Genomic DNA, 17,408 nt, shown 5'->3' on the forward strand with positions numbered 1-17,408 from the left:
TCAACCGTGTGGGGAAGGTAGACGCGAGGCCCGCGCACGCCGGGCTTCGTTGTCATCGAGGGTGCGCAGCGTGGTGTGCACGAACTCGAGGTGGGCATGCGCGGCGGCGCGCGCGCGTTCGGGGTCGCCGGCCAGCACCGCGTCCATCATCTCGCGGTGCTGGTCGGACAACGGCGAGAAGGTCCTTGCCGAGGTGTAGAGCTTTTCGCGGCTCTGCGAGATGTTGGTCTGCAGCAGTTCGAACAGGCCGCGCATCACCTGCAGAAGGACCAGGTTGTGCGAGGCCTCGGCGATGGACAGATGGAAGGCCGCGTCAGCCTCCGCTTCACCGGTGGGGTCGTCCTTGCCGTGCGCGTCCATCATGGTCTGGAAGGCCTGCGCGATGCGCGTGCGGTCCTCGTCGGTGGCACGCAACGCTGCATGCCAGGCAGTGGCACCTTCCAGCGCATGACGGATCTCCAGCACGTCGAAGCGATACTCCGGGTCGCCCTGGAACAGCGGCAGATACGGCGCCAGCGGTTCATCCAGCGCCTGCCGCGCGCGTGCCGCAGGTTCGGCCACGTAGGTACCGCCACCAACCCGCGCGGTCAGCAGGCCCTGGCTGGCCAGCTGCGCGATGGCTTCGCGCAACGCCGTGCGCGAGACCCCCAGCTGCACCGCCAGGGTGCGCTCGGCCGGCAACCGGTCACCCGGCTGCAGCCGCTGTTCCTGCACCAGGCCGCGCAGCTGTGCGGCCACCTTGTCCGAAATACGTTGCGTGCTCATGGCGCCATTGTGGCCCGAAGCGCGTAACAGAGGGTCAGGCCGCGCGGCATGGCTCAGGGAATCATCCAGGTCAGCCAGTAAGCCTGGGCCAGGGTGATCAGGCCGACCATGGTGGTGAAGATCAGGCTGTGCTTGACCGTGAAGCGGAACAGGTCCGATTCCTTGCCGGCCAGGCCAACCGCCGCACAGGCAATGGCGATCGACTGCGGCGAGATCATCTTGCCGGTGACACCGCCGGTGGTGTTGGCCGCCACCAGCAGCACGTCGGACACGCCGATCTGCTGTGCGGTGGTCGCCTGCAGCGCCGAGAACAGTGCATTGGACGAGGTATCCGAACCGGTCAGGAACACGCCCAGCCAGCCCAGGAACGGCGAGAAGAACGGGAACGCGTCGCCGGTGTGCGCCAATGCCAGCGCCAGCGTTGCCGACAGACCCGAATAGTTGGCGATGAAGGCAAAGGCGAGCACCATGCCGATCGAGTAGATCGGCATGCGCAGCTCACGCACGGTTTCGCCGAAGGTCTGCAGCGCCGACCGGGCCGGCATGCGCAGCGCGATGATCGCAATCACCGCCGCGAGGATGATCGAGGTGCCGGTGGCCGAGAACCAGTCGAACTTGTAGACCGCCTCGTAGCTGAGCGGCGCGTCCACGATCGGTGGCATCTTCTGCACCATCTGGTCCAGGCCCGGCACCGGGATCTTCAGCACCCAGCTTTCCAGCGGGCCGCCCGCCGCGAACAGCGACTTGAACGGCTTGATGCTCCACAGCGTGACCATCGCGGTAAGGATCAGGAACGGCGACCACGCCTTGGCGATCTGGCCGACGCTGTAGCGCGGCGCCTCCAGTGCCTGTGCGGCCGCCTCGGCGCTGGTTTCGGTATCGAAGCGGAAGATCCGTACCGGCTTCCAGCGGCGCAGGAACAGGGTCAGGCAGACCAGCGACGCCAGCGAGGCGGTGATGTCCGGCAGTTCCGGGCCGATGAAATTGGAGGTCAGGTATTGCGCGATGGCGAACGAGCCACCCGCAACCAGCACTGCCGGCCAGGTTTCCTTGATGCCGCGCCAGCCATCCATGATCGCCATGATCCAGAACAGCACGATGATGGTCAGGAACGGCAGCTGGCGGCCCGCCATCTGGCCGATCTCGAATGCATCCAGGCCGGTGACCTGCCCGGCCACGATGATCGGAATGCCCATTGCACCGAACGCCACCGGCGCGGTGTTGACGATCAGGCACAGGCCGGCGGCATACAGCGGCTTGAAGCCCAGCCCGACCAGCAGTGCCGCGGTGATCGCCACCGGCGCACCGAAACCGGCCGCGCCCTCCAGGAAGGCACCGAAGGCGAAGCCGACCATCAGCATCTGCAGGCGCTGGTCTTCGGTCACCGACAGGATCGAAGCGCGGATGATGTCGAACTGACCGGTCTTGACCGAGACCTTGTAGAGGAACACCGCGCCGATGATGATCCAGGCGATCGGCCACAGGCCGTAGACGAAGCCGAAGCCGGCCGCACCCAGCGCCTGGCTCAACGGCATGCGGTAGAACAACAGGGCCACGCCAAGCGCGATGGCCACGGTGATCGTGCCGGCCAGCCAGCCCTTCATGCGCAGCACGGCCAGGGCAATGAAGAAGAACGCGATCGGCAGCAGCGCGATCAGGCTGGACAACCACAGGTTGCCGGCGGGGTCGTACAGGTGTTGCCAGGGCTGCATGAAGACTCTCGACTGGATGCGGAAGGTGCCCCACCGCAGGCGGTGGATCGCCATGGCTGCCGATCATTGGTCGTACCAATAATGATTTCGATCAGACCACTCGCAGCGGATTTAACCGCCACTCCGGCGAAGAGCCTATTAGACCATAGGGCTAGGCGCCATATTGGTCTGACCATTAAGATCGCCATGGTAGTGCCGGCCGCTGGCCGGCAATTCGAGATCCCCTACGAAATCCGCTTCTCCAACCGCCGCATCACCGCCAGCACCAGCACGCACAGCACGCTGACGCCGATCGCAATCACGTATTTACCGATGCCCACGGCGATGCCAATGGCCGCCGCCATGATCAGCGAGCTTGCGGTGGTCAATCCGCTGACCTGGTCCTCGCGTGACCCGCGCAGGATGGTGCCGGCGGCAACAAAGCCGACACAGGCCACCACCGCTTCGATCAGGCGCACCGGATCGACCTGCAGCAGGTCGCGGTAGCGCTCCTGCTGGAAATGTTCGGCCACCGAATCGCCGAGGCCAACGATCAACGCCGCAGCCCCCGCGATCAGCATGTGCGTGCGCAGGCCGGCAGCGTGTTTGCCCATCTCGCGCTCGACGCCGAGCACGCCGCCGAACAACATGGCTGCGGCCACGCGCAGCAGGATCGAGACATCCTGGGTGAGTTCCATGGGATAGCTCCGGGAGTTTCCCGGAGCGTCGCGTGGCGATCGTGGGACGGGGGTGAAGGCAATGGCACGCCTTCTTCACCGCACGCTTTCATCCACGCATGGCGTGGATCTACTGACCGCATTCGCTCACTGCGCCAGATAGCCACCATCGATGGCGTAGTACGCGCCGGTCGCGAACGAGGCATCGTCGCTGGCCAGCCAGGCCACCAGCGCCGCCACTTCCTCGGCCGTGCCCAGCCGCTTCAACGCGTGGCGACCTTCCAGCGTGGCGCGCACCTTCGGGTCCATCTTCTCCAGCAGCGGTGTACTGATGAAGCCCGGGCCGACCGCGTTGACACGGATGCCGTCGGCCGCATGCTCCCAGGCGGCGGTCTGGGTCAGCCCGACCACGCCGTGCTTGGCCGCCACGTACGCAGTGGATCCGGCATAGCCCACCTGGCCCAGGATCGAGGCCATGTTGATGATGCTGCCGCCGGTTCCAGCGGCTCGCATCGCCTGGATCTGCGCCCGCTGGCACAGGAACACGCTGGTGAGGTTGACGTCGATCACGCGCTGCCAGCCATCGATCGGATAGTCACCGCTGCTGGCGGCCGGCCCGCCGATACCGGCATTGTTGACCGCCACATGCAGGCCATCGAGTTCCTTGATCGTGCGCTGCACTGCCGCCTCCACCGCAGCAGCGTCGGTGACGTCCAGCGCGATGCCAATGGCCTGTGCGCCCGCACCGCGCAACTGCGCCACGGTGGCATCGACCGCATCCTGCTTCAGGTCCCAGACCGAGATCCGCGCACCGGACGCCGCCAGGGTCTGCGCCACGGCCAGGCCGATACCGGACACGCCGCCGGTCACGATCGCGGTCTTGCCGGTGAGCTGGTAGTCAATCATCTGTGTTCTCCATCAGTGGGGGTATCGAAGTGGCCTGCAACAGCCAACCGCCCCACCCTACGCGCGCGCCCGTGATGGCCTGGCTGACATCGCGTCCATGAGCGATCGTTCCAGCCATGAAACCTCAACTCAAGTTGATGTATGGAATTGCGTACGGATATGCATGCAAAACGCCGGCGTATGTTCGACGGCATTTTCACTTTGGCCGTAATCATCAATCGTTTTGACCATATTGAAATCAAAAGCGCGCGAATCGAGGCGACAATGGGAAACGTTTCCAGTTTCTTCGACACATTCCATTCAACCTGGCGTTTCCCCAGCCATCCAGAGTGCCCACGCCACTGCTTCCCAGCAGGCCTGCGCGGGTAACGACCGGATCTGCACCTTCGTTGCAGAGCGCGTGGGCGAGGTAATGCCAGCGTCCACCTCCAAAGCACGTGCCGAGCGATGTCCCGATACTTCACTTTTGCTGATTACCGCCGCTTCGGCCACCGCCATGGCTTCGATTACCGCGCCGACCCGGAACACCTGCGCGACGACCAGTGGGCCGGCCATGGCGAGGTCAACGAGCAGTTCCTGCGCGGCGGCATGAGCCTGATCGCCTCCGACGTCCATAATCGCTTTCCTTATGTGGCGACTGCCCAGCAGAGTCCCGGCCTGGCCATCCGCGTGATGCTGCAGGGCCAGGTCGATGTGCGCGTTCCGCGACGTGGGGGGTTCACCCTGCGTGCTGGCACGGCGATGACCGCGCACCACCGCGAGCAGGTCGAGATGACCGGTGCGCATCCTGGCGAAACGCACATGCGCGGCGTCAGTGTGATGGTGCCCGGCCAGATCGATCCGGACCTGTTCCATCTGCCGCAGCTGGAGACCGCGCTCAACACCCACCTGGAGTGCCGCCACTGGGCCATTCCGCATACCCTGCTGCCGGTGCTGGGCCAGCTGTTCGACAGCCCATGGGAGGACGGCATCGACGCGTTGTGGCGCGAAGGCGTCGCACTGCAGCTGCTGGCCGTTGGCCTGAAGGCCGAGGATCTGCAGACCGACCATGTACGAACGCTGCGGGCCGGCCAGCGCGAGCGCCTGGAGCGCGTGCGTGCCTACCTGCATGACGACCCCAGCCACGCCCACAGTCTGATCGAACTGGCCCAGCTGGCCTGCATGAGCCCGAGCTCGCTGCGCCGCCATTTCGCCCAGCAGTACGGCTGCTCGGTATTCGACTACCTGCACGAACAGCGCATGCGCCATGCCGAACAGGGCCTGCGCGAAGACGGCTGGACGGTTGAGCAGGCGGCCGCCGCCAGCGGCTACCGCCACCCCAGCAACTTCGCCGCGGCATTCCGCAAGCGCTTCGGCCTGGTACCCAGCCGCTGGCGCACGGGCCCCTCGAAGGTGGGCTGAAGGCCTGTGCCCTGACAGGTGTCGATCTTGGTCGATCGGCATGCCATGGCCCAGCCTTGGTAGGTGTCGACCTTGGTCGACACGCTCTCGCGCCATCGCGGATGCCGGCCAGCGGCCGGCACTACCACACCCGCTAGAATCGACGTGCCATGGCCCAGCCCTGGTAGGTGTCGACCTTGGTCGACACGCTCTCGCGCCATCGCGGATGCCGGCCAGCGGCCGGCACTACCACACCCGCCTGAATCGACCTGCCATGGCTCCGCTCTGGTAGGTGTCGACCTTGGTCGACACGCTCCTGCGCCATTGCAGTTGCCGGCCAGCGGCCGGCACTACCGCAGCCGCCGGGCATCGCGCACCCGGCGTACCTCACCAACCTCAATACACCGGCAGATCGATGTAGCTCGCCTGCGCCGCGCTATGCCAGACCCGCTGCGTGGCCTTCTGGTAATCGCCTGGCTTGGCCAGGTAGACGTTGGGCACGTAGGTCTGCGGGTTGCGGTCGTACAGCGGGAACAGGCTGGACTGCACCTGCACCATCACCCGGTGCCCCTTCTGGAAGGTGTGGTTGGCGTTGGGCAGGTCGAAGCGGTACGGCAGCACCTGATTCGCCGCCAGCGGCTTCGGATCGCTGAAGCTCTCGCGGTAGCGGCCGCGGAAGATCGCCAACGACACCGGCAGCTCGTAGCCACCCATCTCCGGCGTCGACGCTTCCTGGTCCGGATACACGTCGATCAGCTTCACCACCCAGTCGCTGTCAGTACCGCTTGTCGAGGCCTGCAGGTGCACCACCGGCGCGCCGCCGATGCGCAGCGGCGCGGTCAGCGGTTCGGTGATGAAGGTCAGCACGTCCGGGCGGCCATCAACGAAGCGCTGATCCTTGACCAGCCAGGTGGTCCACATGTCGCGGTCACCGAAACGCACCGGACGCGGCACGAACGGCACCGGCTTGGCCGGGTCGGACACGTATTCCTCGAAGTCGCCCTCGCCCGCCGCCGGTGCCTGGAACGCCAGCTTGCCGCCGGCACGCAGGTACAGCGGCTTGCTGCTGGCAGCACAGCCCTTGTCGCAGCTGCGTGGCCAGCCCTTCAGGCGATCCCAGTGGTTCTCGCCGGTGTTGTAGATCAGCACCGGCGGCGTATCCGCCTTTGGCGCACCGTCCACCAGGTACTGGTCAAAGAACGGCTTGAGCACATCACGGCGGAACTGCAGCGCGGTATCGCCATCGAACTTCAGCGCGCCCAGCTCGCTACCGCTGTAGTTCACCTGGCTGTGCCGCCACGGTCCCATCACCAGGTAGTTGCGGTTGTTGCCGCTGTCGCGCCCTTCCATTGCCTGGTAGGCGTGGTTGGCACCCCACATGTCCTCCTGGTCCCACAGGCCCTGCAGCCACATGGTCGGCACCTTCAATGGAGTCTTCGCCATCACCGCGTCCAGCGCCTGGCCCTGCCAGAAGCCGTCATAGGCCGGGTGCTCGACCAGTTTCTTCCACCAGGTCAGCTGGTCCACGCCGGTGAAACGCGCGTAGTCGCCAGCCGAACCGATGCGCAGGAAGGTGCTGTAGTCATCGTAGCCGAGGCTGGGCAGCGGCGTGCCCTTGCCACGCTTCTCGGTCTGCATCGCGAAGTAGTTGAAATTGACCTGGCGGAACGCACCGTAGTTGAGCCAGTCGTCACCCATCCAGCCATCGACCATCGGGCTCTGCGGCGCGGCCACCTTCAGCGCCGGGTGCGGGTCGGTCAGCGCCATCACCACGGTGAAGCCCTCGTACGACGAGCCGAGCATGCCGACCTTGCCATTGCTCTCCGGCACGTTCTTCACCAGCCAGTCGATGGTGTCCCAGGCGTCGGTGGAGTGGTCCACCTTGGTGTTGTTCAACGGCCCGCGCAGCGGCCGGGTCATCACGTAATCGCCTTCGGAGCCGTACTTGCCGCGGATGTCCTGGAATACGCGGATGTAACCGCCATCGACAAACACCTCGTCGCCCTGCGGCAGCAGGTCGCGCATGCGCGGCGAATCACTGCGGCTGGCGCGGCCGGCTGCGTCGTAAGGCGTACGGGTCAGCAGGATCGGCGCATTGCGCGCGCCCTTGGGCACCACGATCACCGTATACAGCTTGGTGCCATCACGCATCGGCACCATCACCACGCGCTTGTCGTAGTCACGACCGACATCGGGGGCAACGAAGGGCTTGCCGCTGATGTCCGGGGTCATCGGCGGGGTTTCGGCGGCCAGCACGGTGCTGGACAGGCAAAGGGCGATGGCTACAGCAACGGCACGCACACGCATGGAGACCCCTCCCGGCAGGAAAGCCTCAAGCCTACTCCTGCCTTGAGCCGTGAGGTGTGTGCGCGCTTTGCATTCTGCGGCGGATGCAGGCAGGACTGATGGCACATGTGCCCCCGGTGCCGCTGCGCTCGCCGACGACCAGTAGTGCCGGCCGCTGGCCGGCAACTTCATGACCCTGGGGCGCGTTACGCGGTTGCCGGTCAGGCCACTGGCACTTCATGCAGCGCCAGCCAGCCCCAACGGCCATCTTCCTGCCGCAGCACGGCCAACGATTCGCGCCATGTGGGCTGGCCGCCATCGACCGAATGCCCTTCGCGATAGCGCAGTACCGCCAGCGGTGACGGCGCCTGGACCGCCTGCACGGCCTTGATGGAAATCAGCAGCCCCGGACGCGCGCCATGGCCGCCCTCGAACAGCGCCTGCACAGCCGGCCGATCCAACCGGCGCCCGGCGATGCCGACCATGCTGAAGTCCGCGCAGAAATGCGCCATCAGATCATCCAGCGCATCCGCACCCACCTCGGCCCGGAACCAGGCCTGTAGTTTGTCATGCAGGTGGTGGATTTCATGTTCTGCGGTGGTAGCCATCAAGTGTTCTCCGGTTGCGAAAGGGTGATCCTCTGCGGCCGACGCAGCAACGCCATCGGCAACAGGGTCAGTACAGCGGCCAACCCCAGCGCCACGCGGGTAGCGTTTGCCGGCAACCATTGCATGGCTAGCGCCAGCAGCAGCGCAATGGCGGCAGTGCCAAGGCAGAAACTGAGCTGGCGATTGAGGTTCCAGAGGGCACTGGCATCGCCCAGCACTTCACCCTCCACGCCGTGGAAAGCCAGCGTCTGCGCCGTGCTGCTGCACAGGCTGCCGCCGGCGCCCATCAGCGCGAACAACAGCGCGGCCAAGGTGAAGGCCGGCTGCGGCAACAGCGCCATCAACAGCAGGCCGCTGGCCTGCAGAAGCATGCCCGTACGCAGTACCGTGGCCGGACCGAAGCGAGCCAGCAGGCGCTTGCTGGCCGTGATCGCAATGGCCGAGGCCAGCGCCCACGGCAGCATCAGCGCACCAATGCGTGCGGCGCTGTAACCGGCCTGGTGCAGTTGCAGGGTACTGACCAGCTGGCTGCCGATGAATACACCGGGTACGGCCAGATAGATCAGCATCGCCAGCCGCAGCCCGCGATGGGACAGCAGCGACCAGCGCAGCAGTGGCTGCGCCTGCCGACGTGCGTGCCGCAGGTGGGCCGCCGCCAGCAGCAGCGCGACCAGCAGCAATACGGCACCTGCGCTGCGGTGTCCGGACTCGCCCAGCCAGGTCAGCGCCAGCAGCAGCGCGCCCAGCGCCAGCATCGCGGTGGACAGCGCATAGGCCTGCAGGCGTGGCGCACTGCGCGCGCCATCGGCCGGCATCCACGCCAGCACCAGTCCAATCGCCACCACCACCAGCGGCAGGCTGGCCCAGAGCACCCCGCGCCAGGACAACCACTGCACCAGCAGCCCGCCCAATGTTGGCGCCAGTGCCGGCACCAGCAGCGCCACCAGCAGGATGCGCCGGGTCAGCGCGCCACGCTGCTCGGGCGTGCACTGACGGTAAGCCGCCGCCTGTGCCACCGGAATCAGCAGGCCACCGGCCAGCCCCTGCAGCAGGCGCCAGCCCAGCAGCCAGCCGATCCCCGGTGCGGTGCCGGCCAGCGCAGCGGCAACCGCGAACAACAGTAACGCCACCAGCAGCAGGCGACGTTCGCCGCAGCGCACGGCCAGCCAGGGGGCCAGCGGAATCACCACGCTCAGGCCCAGCATGTAGGCGGTGCCGACCCAGGCCAGGGTGCTGATGTCAGCGTGCATTTCCGCTGCCAATGCCGGATAGGCCACCGTAGCGATGAACATGTTGACCAGATCCAGGGCGAACACCAGCAGGAAGATCGCCTCATGGCGCAGGCGGGGGGACGGCATCGGCGGCGCTCCAGCAGGGAAGCGGCCAGCATGCCGTACGGGCCTTGTTGGAAAAACACGACAGCAACTGCAACACTGTCAAATCTGCTTTGACAATGAACTGCCATGGTCAGCCTCGATCGCTTCGATATCTTCCGTGCCGTGGTCGAGGCCGGCAGCCTGACCGCTGCCGCCGATCGTCTCGGCCTCAGCCGCGCGGTGGTCAGCTTCAACCTGAAGCGGCTGGAGCAGGAGCTGGGCGTGACCCTGCTGTTGCGCAGTACCCGCCACCTGGCCCTGACCGAGGCCGGCGAACAGTTCCTGCAGCACTGCGTGCAGGCGCTGGACGCCGCACAGGCAGCCATCGATGCCGCGCGACGCGACCAGCACCAGCTGCAGGGCGTGCTGCGCCTGACCACCACGCCGGAGTACGCCCAGCTACGCTTGATTCCTGCGTTGGAGGCGTTCCGTGCGCGGCACCCGGCCCTGCAGCTGCACCTGTCGACCTCACCGGCACCGGCCGACCTGATTCCCGAACGCTTCGATCTGGCGATCCGCCTCGGCCGCCTGCCAGATTCAGGGCTGCATGCCAGCGAACTGGAACGGCATCCGCTGTGCGCGGTGGCCGCGCCCTCGTTGCTGGCCCGGCTGCCCTCCGCGGATGCAGCCGATGACCCGGTGCAGCTGGGCGCCCTGCCCCGCCTCGGCTACCCGCGCCTGGCCGATGTACCGGTGGTTGCCCCCGATGGCAGCGACGCGCTGTTCGCCACCAATCCGGGCAATGCCGTGGTCCGCGTCGACGGCGCCAGCAGCCTGCGCACCTTCGCCTTGGCCGGCGCCGGGGTCACCGTGCTGCCACGTTGGCTGATCGAGGACGATCTGGCCCAGGGTCGGCTGCGACCGGTACTGCGCCAGCACCGCTTCCCGCAGCAGAGCGTGTACGCGGTCTACCCGCACAGCACGCAGCCCTCACCAAAGGTACGGCAGCTGATTGATTTCCTGCGCGACCGGTTCGCCACATAAAAAGGGGACGGAGGGGATTAAGTCGTTTATGCATAAACGACTTAATCCCCTCCGTCCCCTTTTTCAGACACGGCCCTGTGCGGGCCGTGTCTTCAGGCATCAGCGCAGCACCTGCTCCACCAGCTGCACGTCCACGCTCTGCAGCGGTTCGGCCGCACTGCGCGACAGCTGGACCTGGTAGGTGCCACCGTCGATCTTCCACTGGCGCGCCTGTGCATCGTAGTGGGCCAGCGTCTTCGGCTCGGCTTCGATGCGGATGCGACGCTGTTCGCCCGGCTGCAGGTTCACCTTGTCATAGCCGATCAGGCGGATCGGCGTGGTGCTGCCGGCCGGCAGCTTCAGGTACAGCTGGGCCACGTCGGCACCGGCGCGCTTGCCGGTATTGCGGATGTCGACGCTGGCGACCAGGCGCGAGCCCTCCACGCTCACCTTCAGGTTCTCATAGGTGAACGAGGTGTAGGACAGGCCGTGGCCGAAGGCGAAGGTCGGGGTCAGACCCTTGGCCGCCATCCACTTGTAGCCGACGTTGGCGCCTTCGATATCGAAATCGAACACATCACCGAACGGCTTGGCCGGCTTGGAGCCGAGGCCGTCGATGTGCGGGCGCGGCAGCTGCGATTCGTCCACCACCCAGGTCACCGGCAGGCGGCCGGACGGATTGACCTTGCCGGTCAGCAGTGCGGCAATGCCTTCGCCACCGCGGATGCCCGGGTACCAGGCCTGCAGCATCGCCGGCACCTGCGCCAGCCACGGTGTGCGCACCGGGCCGTTGGTTTCCAGCACCAGCACCGTCTTCGGGTTGGCCTTGGCCACCGCCGAAATCAGTGCGTCCTGGTTGTCCGGCAGCTGCATGTCTGGCAGGTCCACCGATTCGGCGGCCCACTGGGTGGCGAACACGATGGCCACGTCGGCCTGCGCTGCTGCCTTGGCCGCAGCGGCGGCGTTGGTACCGTCCACGTACTCGATGGTCACGTCCGGGCGCGCGGCGCGCAGCGATTCCAGCGGCGAGGACGGGTGGAAGATCACCGGGCCCGGCCAGGTGGTCGGCATCACGCCCGGCACCGCGTTGGTGCCCTTGGCGGTCACGCCCACCATCGACGAACCACCACCACCGATCACGCCCTTGTCGGCATGGCCGCCGATGATGACGATGCGCTTCACGCTGTCGGCCAGCGGCAGCAGGTTGCCTTCATTGCGCAGCAGCACGCTGCCCTCTTCCACCGTGCGCTGGGCAACGGCGAAGCCGGCCTCGGCATCGACCTTCTGGTGTTGCGGCGGGTTGTCGAAATTGCCATGCAGGAACATCGTGCGCAGGATGCGCGCCACCATGTCGTTCAGGCGCGCCTGCGGCACCACGCCGCCATGCACGGCCAGGCGCAGCGGTTCGTCGAAGAACACCGCCGCGTCGAACACTTCACCGGCCGACTGCTGATCGAGGCCGGCCAGCGCCGCCTTCGAGCCACTGTGCACGCCACCCCAGTCGGACATCACGAAACCGGGGAACTTCCATTCCTGCTTCAGCACCTGGTTCATCAGGTAGCCGTTCTCGCAGCCGTAGGTGCCGTTGATCTTGTTGTACGAGCACATCGCCACGCCCGGGCGGCCGGCTTCCAGCGCGATCTCGAAGGCCAGCAGGTCCGACTCGTGCATGGCCTGTTCGCCGATGCGCACGTCGTGGAAGTTGCGGCGGGTCTCCATGTCGTTCAGCGCGAAGTGCTTCATCGAGGAGATCACGTGCTGGCTCTGCACGCCCTGGATCAGCGCGCCAACCATCGAGCCGGCCAGCAGCGGATCTTCACCGGCATATTCGAAGTTGCGGCCGTTGCGCGGGTCGCGCTGCAGGTTGACGCTGCCCGACAGCAGGATGTTGAAGCGCTGCTGCCACGCCTCGCGGCCCATTGTCGCGCCACCGGCAAAGGCGACTTTGCGGTTCCAGCTGGAGGCGGTGGACGGACCCGATGGCATCGCCGTGGCGAAATCGCCCGGGCGGATGCCACCCGGATTGGTCACGCCGACGCCGGCATCGGCCGACTGCTGCGACGGAATGCCCAGCCGCGCCACGCCCGGCACGAAACCGGCCGAACCGACCGCGCCTTCCGGCAACGGGCCACCGTCCTTGCCCAGCCCGAAGTAGCTGTGCAGCATCTGGAACTTCTCATCCTCGGTCATCGCCTTCAGCAGCAGCGCAGCGCGTGCATCGGCGTTGAGGGTGGTGTCCATCCACGGCGCGTCGCCGTGCTTGTCGGCGGCATAGGCCAGGGTCAGCAAGGTGGCGCGCAGCGTGCTGCCTTCCACCTTGAACGGCGCACTGCTGGCGGCCTGGAAGCCGTCGCTGAAATAGCTGGCATCCGCTTCCAGCGCGACACGCGCCGGATCGAAGCCTGCGGCCTTGGCCGATTCACCGGCCACCGCGCCGAGCAGCACCGCCGGTGCACCCAGCCGCGAACGGGTGACCAGCGCCGGCAGCTGCGCGGCACCTGCACCGGCATCGGTATAGACCGCCACGGTGTGGCGGCCGTCGTCCAGGCGCAGGTAGTTCAGGCCCGGCTGATCGGGGCCGGATTCAGCGGCGATCGGCAGCCGGGTCAGCACGGCCTGGCCGCGCTGGCTCTGGCCATCGTCCTTGCCGGCAGCAATGAAGCGGTACTCGTAGCCCAGGCCATCGGCCAGCACCTGCAGCGGATCGACCTGGCCGATGCCGCGCTGCACCTGGCGCACGCTCACCGCGTCCACCTGCAGGGCCTTCAGCTGGGCGGCCAGGGCCGGCATCGCCTCGGCGGTCGGGGCCTGTTCCAGGGTCAGCACAGTGAACGCAGCGGGGTCGGCCCAGGCCGGGGCGGCCAGTGCGGCAGACAGGGCCAGGGACAGTGCAAGCGGCTTTGTAAACGTTTTCATCGGCAGGCGTAATTCCGTTGCCAAGGCAATCGGTCCAGGGAAAGTGCCGCCGAAGGGTGCAGCGTTCATGCCGCGCAGGGGTTGCCAGGCAACGTCCCGCAGGCCGAAGGACGGGCCGGTCTGCGCCTGGGACCCTCCTCCCGGCGTGACAACCTGCCTGTCCGGGCCGCGCAGGGCGGCCCAATCATGTGAAGATTGTGCGAGGGCGTTCACACCTGTCAACAGGACCTAAGTCACAGGGGCAACCCGGCCAGCGGTTATCAGGCCATCACCGGCGGTCATCAGTGCGCCGCGCGGGGCTGCCGATAATGGAGATCCCTGGCCACGAACCGAGCCCATGACCGTCCACCGCGACTTCGACCATCTCTGGCGTGACCGCTGCGATACGTCCAGCCAGCGCGCGCCGCGCGTGCTGATCCGGGTGTTCGTGGCCCCCGGTGAGCTGGAGCGCAGCGTGGCGTTCTACGAGCAGCTGCAGGGCGTGGTGGCCGATGCGGGGTTCCCGTTTCCGGAGGCCGGGCTGCGTCTGGCGATGGTCGGGGCGTTCCTGTTGATCGAGGGCAGCGAGGCGGCGCTGGCGCCGTTCACTTCGACCACGGGGACACTGCTGGTCGATGACGTTCGGCCTTATCACGACAAACTGATCGCGGCTGGCGCCGAGATCATCTTCCCGTTGCAGGTGGTACCGACCGGGGCGGCGTTCAACGCGGTGCATCCCGATGGCACGGTGGTCGAGTACGTGCATCACCGGCCGGATCCGCACGGGCGGTGAGGGTGCGCCCGGCCCCCCGTGGTAGTGCCGGCCGCTGGCCGGCAACCTCAGAAGCAACAGCCGAAGCAAAAGCGGGCTTCCTGTGGGATGGCGGGGTGGGTCCGGTTGCGGGGGACGCTGTGAATCCGTCCCTGGAGGCTCGGTCGCGCCATCCATGGCGCTCACGCCCCCGCAACCGGACCCACCCCGCCTTCGACAATTCGCCGCAATCTGCAGTAGATCCACGCCATGCATGGATGATCTTCGATCAATCGTCGAATTAATCGATTTCGATGGAGATTCATCCACGCATGGCGTGGATCTACAATCCCTCCATGTCCTCCCCCGCCCTGCCCTGGAATGGCACGTTGCTGCTGGATGCGCACGCCGCCGTGCTTCACGGCCATGCCGGTGACAGCGCCTCGCATGCGCACTACGCCCATCAACTGCTGTTGAGCGACGGTACGCCCTGGCACGTCGAGATCGATGGCGTACGGCAGCAGGGCCAGCGGCTGTGGCTGCCCTCCTTCCAGACGCACGCGATCCTGTCGGCGCCGGAAGCGGGTTGCACGGTATTCCTCGAGCCGGCGCATGCCGATCCCGCACAGATCCAGCAGCACCTGCACGTGCTGCCGGGCAACGTGCGGGAACTGCACGACTGGCTGCCACGGCTGAGCCGCCCGCAGCCGCTGGATCGCCGCGTGCAGGCGGCGTTGGCCCGTATCGCCCAGCACCTGCCCGGCCCGGTGCCGGCCGCCGACATCGCCGAGGCGGCGCATCTGTCGACCAGCCAGCTGCACCGGCGTTTCCAGTCCGAGCTGGCGGTGACCCTGCGCGGCTGGGTGCTGTGGCAACGGCTGCGCAACGCGCTCATGCATCATCTGCGCGGGCACAGCCTGACCGACAGTGCGCATGCCGCTGGATTCGCCGATCTGGCTCATCTGTCGCGCAGCCTGCGCCGCATGTTCGGCATCGGTGCCGCGCAGCTGCAGGGCCTGCAGCTGCACGCGGCCTGACATGTTCGATCATTCGCGCCTGCGCAGGCCTTCCGGCAGCTCCGGCACCTCACCATGCGGCAGTTCGCGGAACGGCGCCAGCAGCTGGCCCGGATAATCGCGCGGATAGTCCGGTTGGCTGCCAATACCGAGGTCGCGTTGCTGCAGCCGATAGCCCGGCGCATCGAAGGCGGTCCCCAGCAGGTGATCCCAAACGGTCAGGAACAGGCCGAAGTTGACGTCGCCGGCGGTGCCGTAACGCATGTGGTGGAAGCGGTGCAGCGGCGCCCAGGCCATCACCCGGCCCAGCACGCCGGGACGCATGTCCACGTTGGAGTGCTGCAGCAGCAGCTGGATGGCAATGGCGAAGGCCAGCACCGCAGCCACCGGCATCGGCAGGCCCAGCAGCAGCAGCGGCAGTACGCCGCCCACTGCTTCGGCCGCCTGGTGCAACGGATGTTTCATCAGGCCGTTGAAACCGTACATGCGGGTGACGCTGTGATGTACCGCATGCAGCCGCCACAACCAGCCGATGCGATGGCTGGCGTAGTGCACCAGGGTGATGCCGAGATCGGCGCAGACGATGGCCAGCAGCACCTGCAGCGCGAATGACCACTGCACCGGCCACAACTGCCACGGAATGATTGCCGCCAGCAGCGGCACCGCCGCGATCGACAGCAGGTTCAGGCTTTCGTTGACCAGTGCATGCAGGGTGTCACGCAGGCTGTCGCCGTGGTCGTGGTTGAACGCGGGATCGTACGGCCAGGCACGCTCGGCGGCGAACGAGACCGCGATGGCGGCCGCCAGCAAGGCCAGCAAGGCCAGCAGCCACAACGGATCACCGTGGCAGTGGCCGACCCATACGACGGCGGCGGCAACGAAGCCCAGCAGGAACAGCGGGGCATACAGGCGGAGCATCCAGTGCTTCATGGGCAACCCGGGAAGTGAGGGGCCTGCATGCTGGCGCCGCGCATGGGGTGCTGGCTTGAACAAACGGCGCAACCCGCGCGCACCTGGTAGACGCCGACCTTGGTCGGCGCCGCGTTTCCCACATCCGCGCATGGCGTGGATCTACAATGGCGCCCTCATCGCACCCGGGGCCGGCATGGATTCCTTCAACCTGATGCGTGCCTTCCGCCGCATCGTCGAACGCGGCGGGCTGGCCCGCGCTGCCGAAGACCTGGGCATGTCGCCCGCCGGCCTGAGCAAGCAGCTGCGCACACTGGAAGCGCATCTGGGCGTGGTACTGCTGCAGCGGACCACGCGGCGCATGAGCCTGACCGAGACCGGCCACGCCTATTACCGCGAATGCTGCCGCCTGCTCGACGAACTGGAGACGCTGGAACGCGGCATCGCCGAACAGCGCGGCGACGTGGCCGGGCGCCTGCGCGTGAACGCGCCGCAGTCGTTCGCGCTGAGCACGCTGTCGCCGCTGCTGCCACGCTTCCTGCAGCAGCATCCGCAGCTGTCGTTGGATCTGGTGATGGAAGACCGCCTGCTCGATGCAGTCGGTGAGGGGTTCGATGTGTCACTGCGGCTGCGTGCCGAACTGGATGATTCACGCCTGGTGGCGCGTCGGCTGGCGTCGCTGCAGCAGGTGCTGTGCGCGGCCCCGTCCTACCTGCGGCAGCATCCGGCACCGCAGGCGGTGGACGATCTGCAGGCGCACAGCGTGCTGGCCTACAGCCTGTCCGACTCGCCCGGCAGCTGGCCGCTGCTCGGCCCCGATGGCCAGGTGACGATCACCCTGCCAGCGCGCGTCACCGTCAACAACAGCCTGCTGCTGCGCGACCTGCTGGTGGCCGGCATGGGCATCGGCGCCCTGCCCTCGTTCCTGGCCGCACCGGCGCTGGCCCGTAGCGAACTGCAGCAGGTGCTGCCCGACCACCGCTATCCGCCACGCTTCGTGCATGCGGTCTACCCCACGTCGCGCCACCTGCAGCCCAAGGTGCGTGCCTTCATCGATTTCCTGCACGCCGAGCTGCCCGGCTGCGCTGGCTTGGATTCGTAACCGCCAGCGAAAACTGAGCTGCCCGCGGCGTGCTGTTTCGGCCACGCCGCGCTGCCTAATCTGCCGCCTCCCCTCTCACCGAT

Annotated in this window: 14 protein-coding genes; 5 read left to right on the forward strand and 9 right to left on the reverse strand. The window is 66.9% G+C overall.

The annotated features are described in order from the left end of the window. From lldR to EKL94_RS13895, 4 genes are all read right to left on the reverse strand, one after another. Nucleotides 1-765, reverse strand: coding sequence for a transcriptional regulator LldR (gene lldR / locus EKL94_RS13880; protein WP_012480578.1), 765 nt, complete (start codon nt 763-765; stop codon nt 1-3). Between the two features lie 53 nt (nt 766-818). Then, entirely contained in the window at nt 819-2,477 is a 1,659-nt protein-coding gene (gene lldP / locus EKL94_RS13885) for an L-lactate permease (RefSeq protein ID WP_126929542.1), read from the reverse strand. A gap of 224 nt (nt 2,478-2,701) precedes the next feature. Continuing rightward, nucleotides 2,702-3,154, reverse strand: coding sequence for an MgtC/SapB family protein (locus tag EKL94_RS13890; RefSeq protein WP_005410036.1), 453 nt, complete (start codon nt 3,152-3,154; stop codon nt 2,702-2,704). Between the two features lie 126 nt (nt 3,155-3,280). Next, nucleotides 3,281-4,039 carry an SDR family NAD(P)-dependent oxidoreductase gene (locus EKL94_RS13895; RefSeq protein ID WP_126929522.1) on the reverse strand — a complete coding sequence of 253 codons (759 nt, stop codon included), beginning with the start codon at nt 4,037-4,039 and terminating at the stop codon, nt 3,281-3,283. A gap of 447 nt (nt 4,040-4,486) precedes the next feature. On the opposite strand from EKL94_RS13895, the gene EKL94_RS13900 reads away from it, so the two are divergent. Further along, entirely contained in the window at nt 4,487-5,440 is a 954-nt protein-coding gene (locus tag EKL94_RS13900) for a helix-turn-helix transcriptional regulator (RefSeq protein WP_126929523.1), read from the forward strand. Nucleotides 5,441-5,815: 375 nt separating this feature from the next. On the opposite strand, the gene EKL94_RS13905 is transcribed toward EKL94_RS13900, so the two are convergent. From EKL94_RS13905 to EKL94_RS13915, 3 genes are all read right to left on the reverse strand, one after another. After that, complete coding sequence (locus tag EKL94_RS13905; protein WP_121503538.1) at nt 5,816-7,726, reverse strand: CocE/NonD family hydrolase; 1,911 nt, start codon at nt 7,724-7,726, stop codon at nt 5,816-5,818. Nucleotides 7,727-7,926: 200 nt separating this feature from the next. Then, nucleotides 7,927-8,313 carry a DUF4440 domain-containing protein gene (locus tag EKL94_RS13910; RefSeq protein WP_126929524.1) on the reverse strand — a complete coding sequence of 129 codons (387 nt, stop codon included), beginning with the start codon at nt 8,311-8,313 and terminating at the stop codon, nt 7,927-7,929. After that, nucleotides 8,313-9,671: an MFS transporter gene (locus EKL94_RS13915; RefSeq protein ID WP_126929525.1), complete on the reverse strand. Its 1,359-nt coding sequence runs from the start codon at nt 9,669-9,671 to the stop codon at nt 8,313-8,315. Before EKL94_RS13915 ends, EKL94_RS13910 begins: the two co-directional genes overlap by 1 nt. Nucleotides 9,672-9,776: 105 nt before the next feature. Here EKL94_RS13915 and EKL94_RS13920 point away from each other — a divergent pair, with 105 nt between their 5' ends. Continuing rightward, nucleotides 9,777-10,673, forward strand: a complete 897-nt coding sequence (locus EKL94_RS13920; RefSeq protein ID WP_126929526.1) for a LysR family transcriptional regulator — start codon at nt 9,777-9,779, stop codon at nt 10,671-10,673. 99 nt (nt 10,674-10,772) lie between these two features. Here the strand turns inward: EKL94_RS13920 and EKL94_RS13925 are convergent, their stop codons facing one another. Beyond that, a complete protein-coding gene (locus EKL94_RS13925; protein ID WP_126929527.1) occupies nt 10,773-13,568 on the reverse strand; it encodes a beta-glucosidase in 2,796 nt (931 codons plus the stop codon). 337 nt (nt 13,569-13,905) lie between these two features. Here EKL94_RS13925 and EKL94_RS13930 point away from each other — a divergent pair, with 337 nt between their 5' ends. Next, a complete protein-coding gene (locus EKL94_RS13930) occupies nt 13,906-14,340 on the forward strand; it encodes a VOC family protein (protein WP_126929528.1) in 435 nt (144 codons plus the stop codon). A gap of 290 nt (nt 14,341-14,630) precedes the next feature. Next, nucleotides 14,631-15,335, forward strand: a complete 705-nt coding sequence (locus tag EKL94_RS13940) for an AraC family transcriptional regulator (protein WP_126929529.1) — start codon at nt 14,631-14,633, stop codon at nt 15,333-15,335. A gap of 9 nt (nt 15,336-15,344) precedes the next feature. Here EKL94_RS13940 and EKL94_RS13945 read toward each other — a convergent pair whose 3' ends face one another. Further along, nucleotides 15,345-16,232, reverse strand: a complete 888-nt coding sequence (locus tag EKL94_RS13945; protein WP_260473430.1) for a sterol desaturase family protein — start codon at nt 16,230-16,232, stop codon at nt 15,345-15,347. A 142-nt stretch (nt 16,233-16,374) separates the two neighbouring features. Between EKL94_RS13945 and EKL94_RS13950 the strand changes: the two genes are divergently transcribed. Further along, complete coding sequence (locus tag EKL94_RS13950; RefSeq protein WP_221767986.1) at nt 16,375-17,325, forward strand: LysR family transcriptional regulator; 951 nt, start codon at nt 16,375-16,377, stop codon at nt 17,323-17,325. Nucleotides 17,326-17,408: the final 83 nt, after the last annotated feature.

The organism is Stenotrophomonas maltophilia (genome assembly GCF_003970865.1).
In the GTDB taxonomy this organism is placed as follows: Bacteria; Pseudomonadota; Gammaproteobacteria; order Xanthomonadales; family Xanthomonadaceae; genus Stenotrophomonas; species Stenotrophomonas maltophilia_AR.

Excerpts from the sequence above, each read along its gene's own strand:
- EKL94_RS13925 (WP_126929527.1), bottom strand. The coding sequence starts at position 13,568 with ATGAAAACGTTTACAAAGCCGCTTGCACTGTCCCTGGCCCTGTCTGCC.
- lldP (WP_126929542.1), bottom strand. The coding sequence starts at position 2,477 with ATGCAGCCCTGGCAACACCTGTACGACCCCGCCGGCAACCTGTGGTTG.
- EKL94_RS13900 (WP_126929523.1), top strand. The coding sequence starts at position 4,487 with ATGTCCCGATACTTCACTTTTGCTGATTACCGCCGCTTCGGCCACCGC.
- EKL94_RS13890 (WP_005410036.1), bottom strand. The coding sequence starts at position 3,154 with ATGGAACTCACCCAGGATGTCTCGATCCTGCTGCGCGTGGCCGCAGCC.
- lldR (WP_012480578.1), bottom strand. The coding sequence starts at position 765 with ATGAGCACGCAACGTATTTCGGACAAGGTGGCCGCACAGCTGCGCGGC.
- EKL94_RS13920 (WP_126929526.1), top strand. The coding sequence starts at position 9,777 with ATGGTCAGCCTCGATCGCTTCGATATCTTCCGTGCCGTGGTCGAGGCC.
- EKL94_RS13910 (WP_126929524.1), bottom strand. The coding sequence starts at position 8,313 with ATGGCTACCACCGCAGAACATGAAATCCACCACCTGCATGACAAACTA.
- EKL94_RS13905 (WP_121503538.1), bottom strand. The coding sequence starts at position 7,726 with ATGCGTGTGCGTGCCGTTGCTGTAGCCATCGCCCTTTGCCTGTCCAGC.
- EKL94_RS13915 (WP_126929525.1), bottom strand. The coding sequence starts at position 9,671 with ATGCCGTCCCCCCGCCTGCGCCATGAGGCGATCTTCCTGCTGGTGTTC.
- EKL94_RS13945 (WP_260473430.1), bottom strand. The coding sequence starts at position 16,232 with ATGCTCCGCCTGTATGCCCCGCTGTTCCTGCTGGGCTTCGTTGCCGCC.
- EKL94_RS13950 (WP_221767986.1), top strand. The coding sequence starts at position 16,375 with ATGGCGTGGATCTACAATGGCGCCCTCATCGCACCCGGGGCCGGCATG.
- EKL94_RS13930 (WP_126929528.1), top strand. The coding sequence starts at position 13,906 with ATGACCGTCCACCGCGACTTCGACCATCTCTGGCGTGACCGCTGCGAT.
- EKL94_RS13940 (WP_126929529.1), top strand. The coding sequence starts at position 14,631 with ATGGCGTGGATCTACAATCCCTCCATGTCCTCCCCCGCCCTGCCCTGG.
- EKL94_RS13895 (WP_126929522.1), bottom strand. The coding sequence starts at position 4,039 with ATGATTGACTACCAGCTCACCGGCAAGACCGCGATCGTGACCGGCGGC.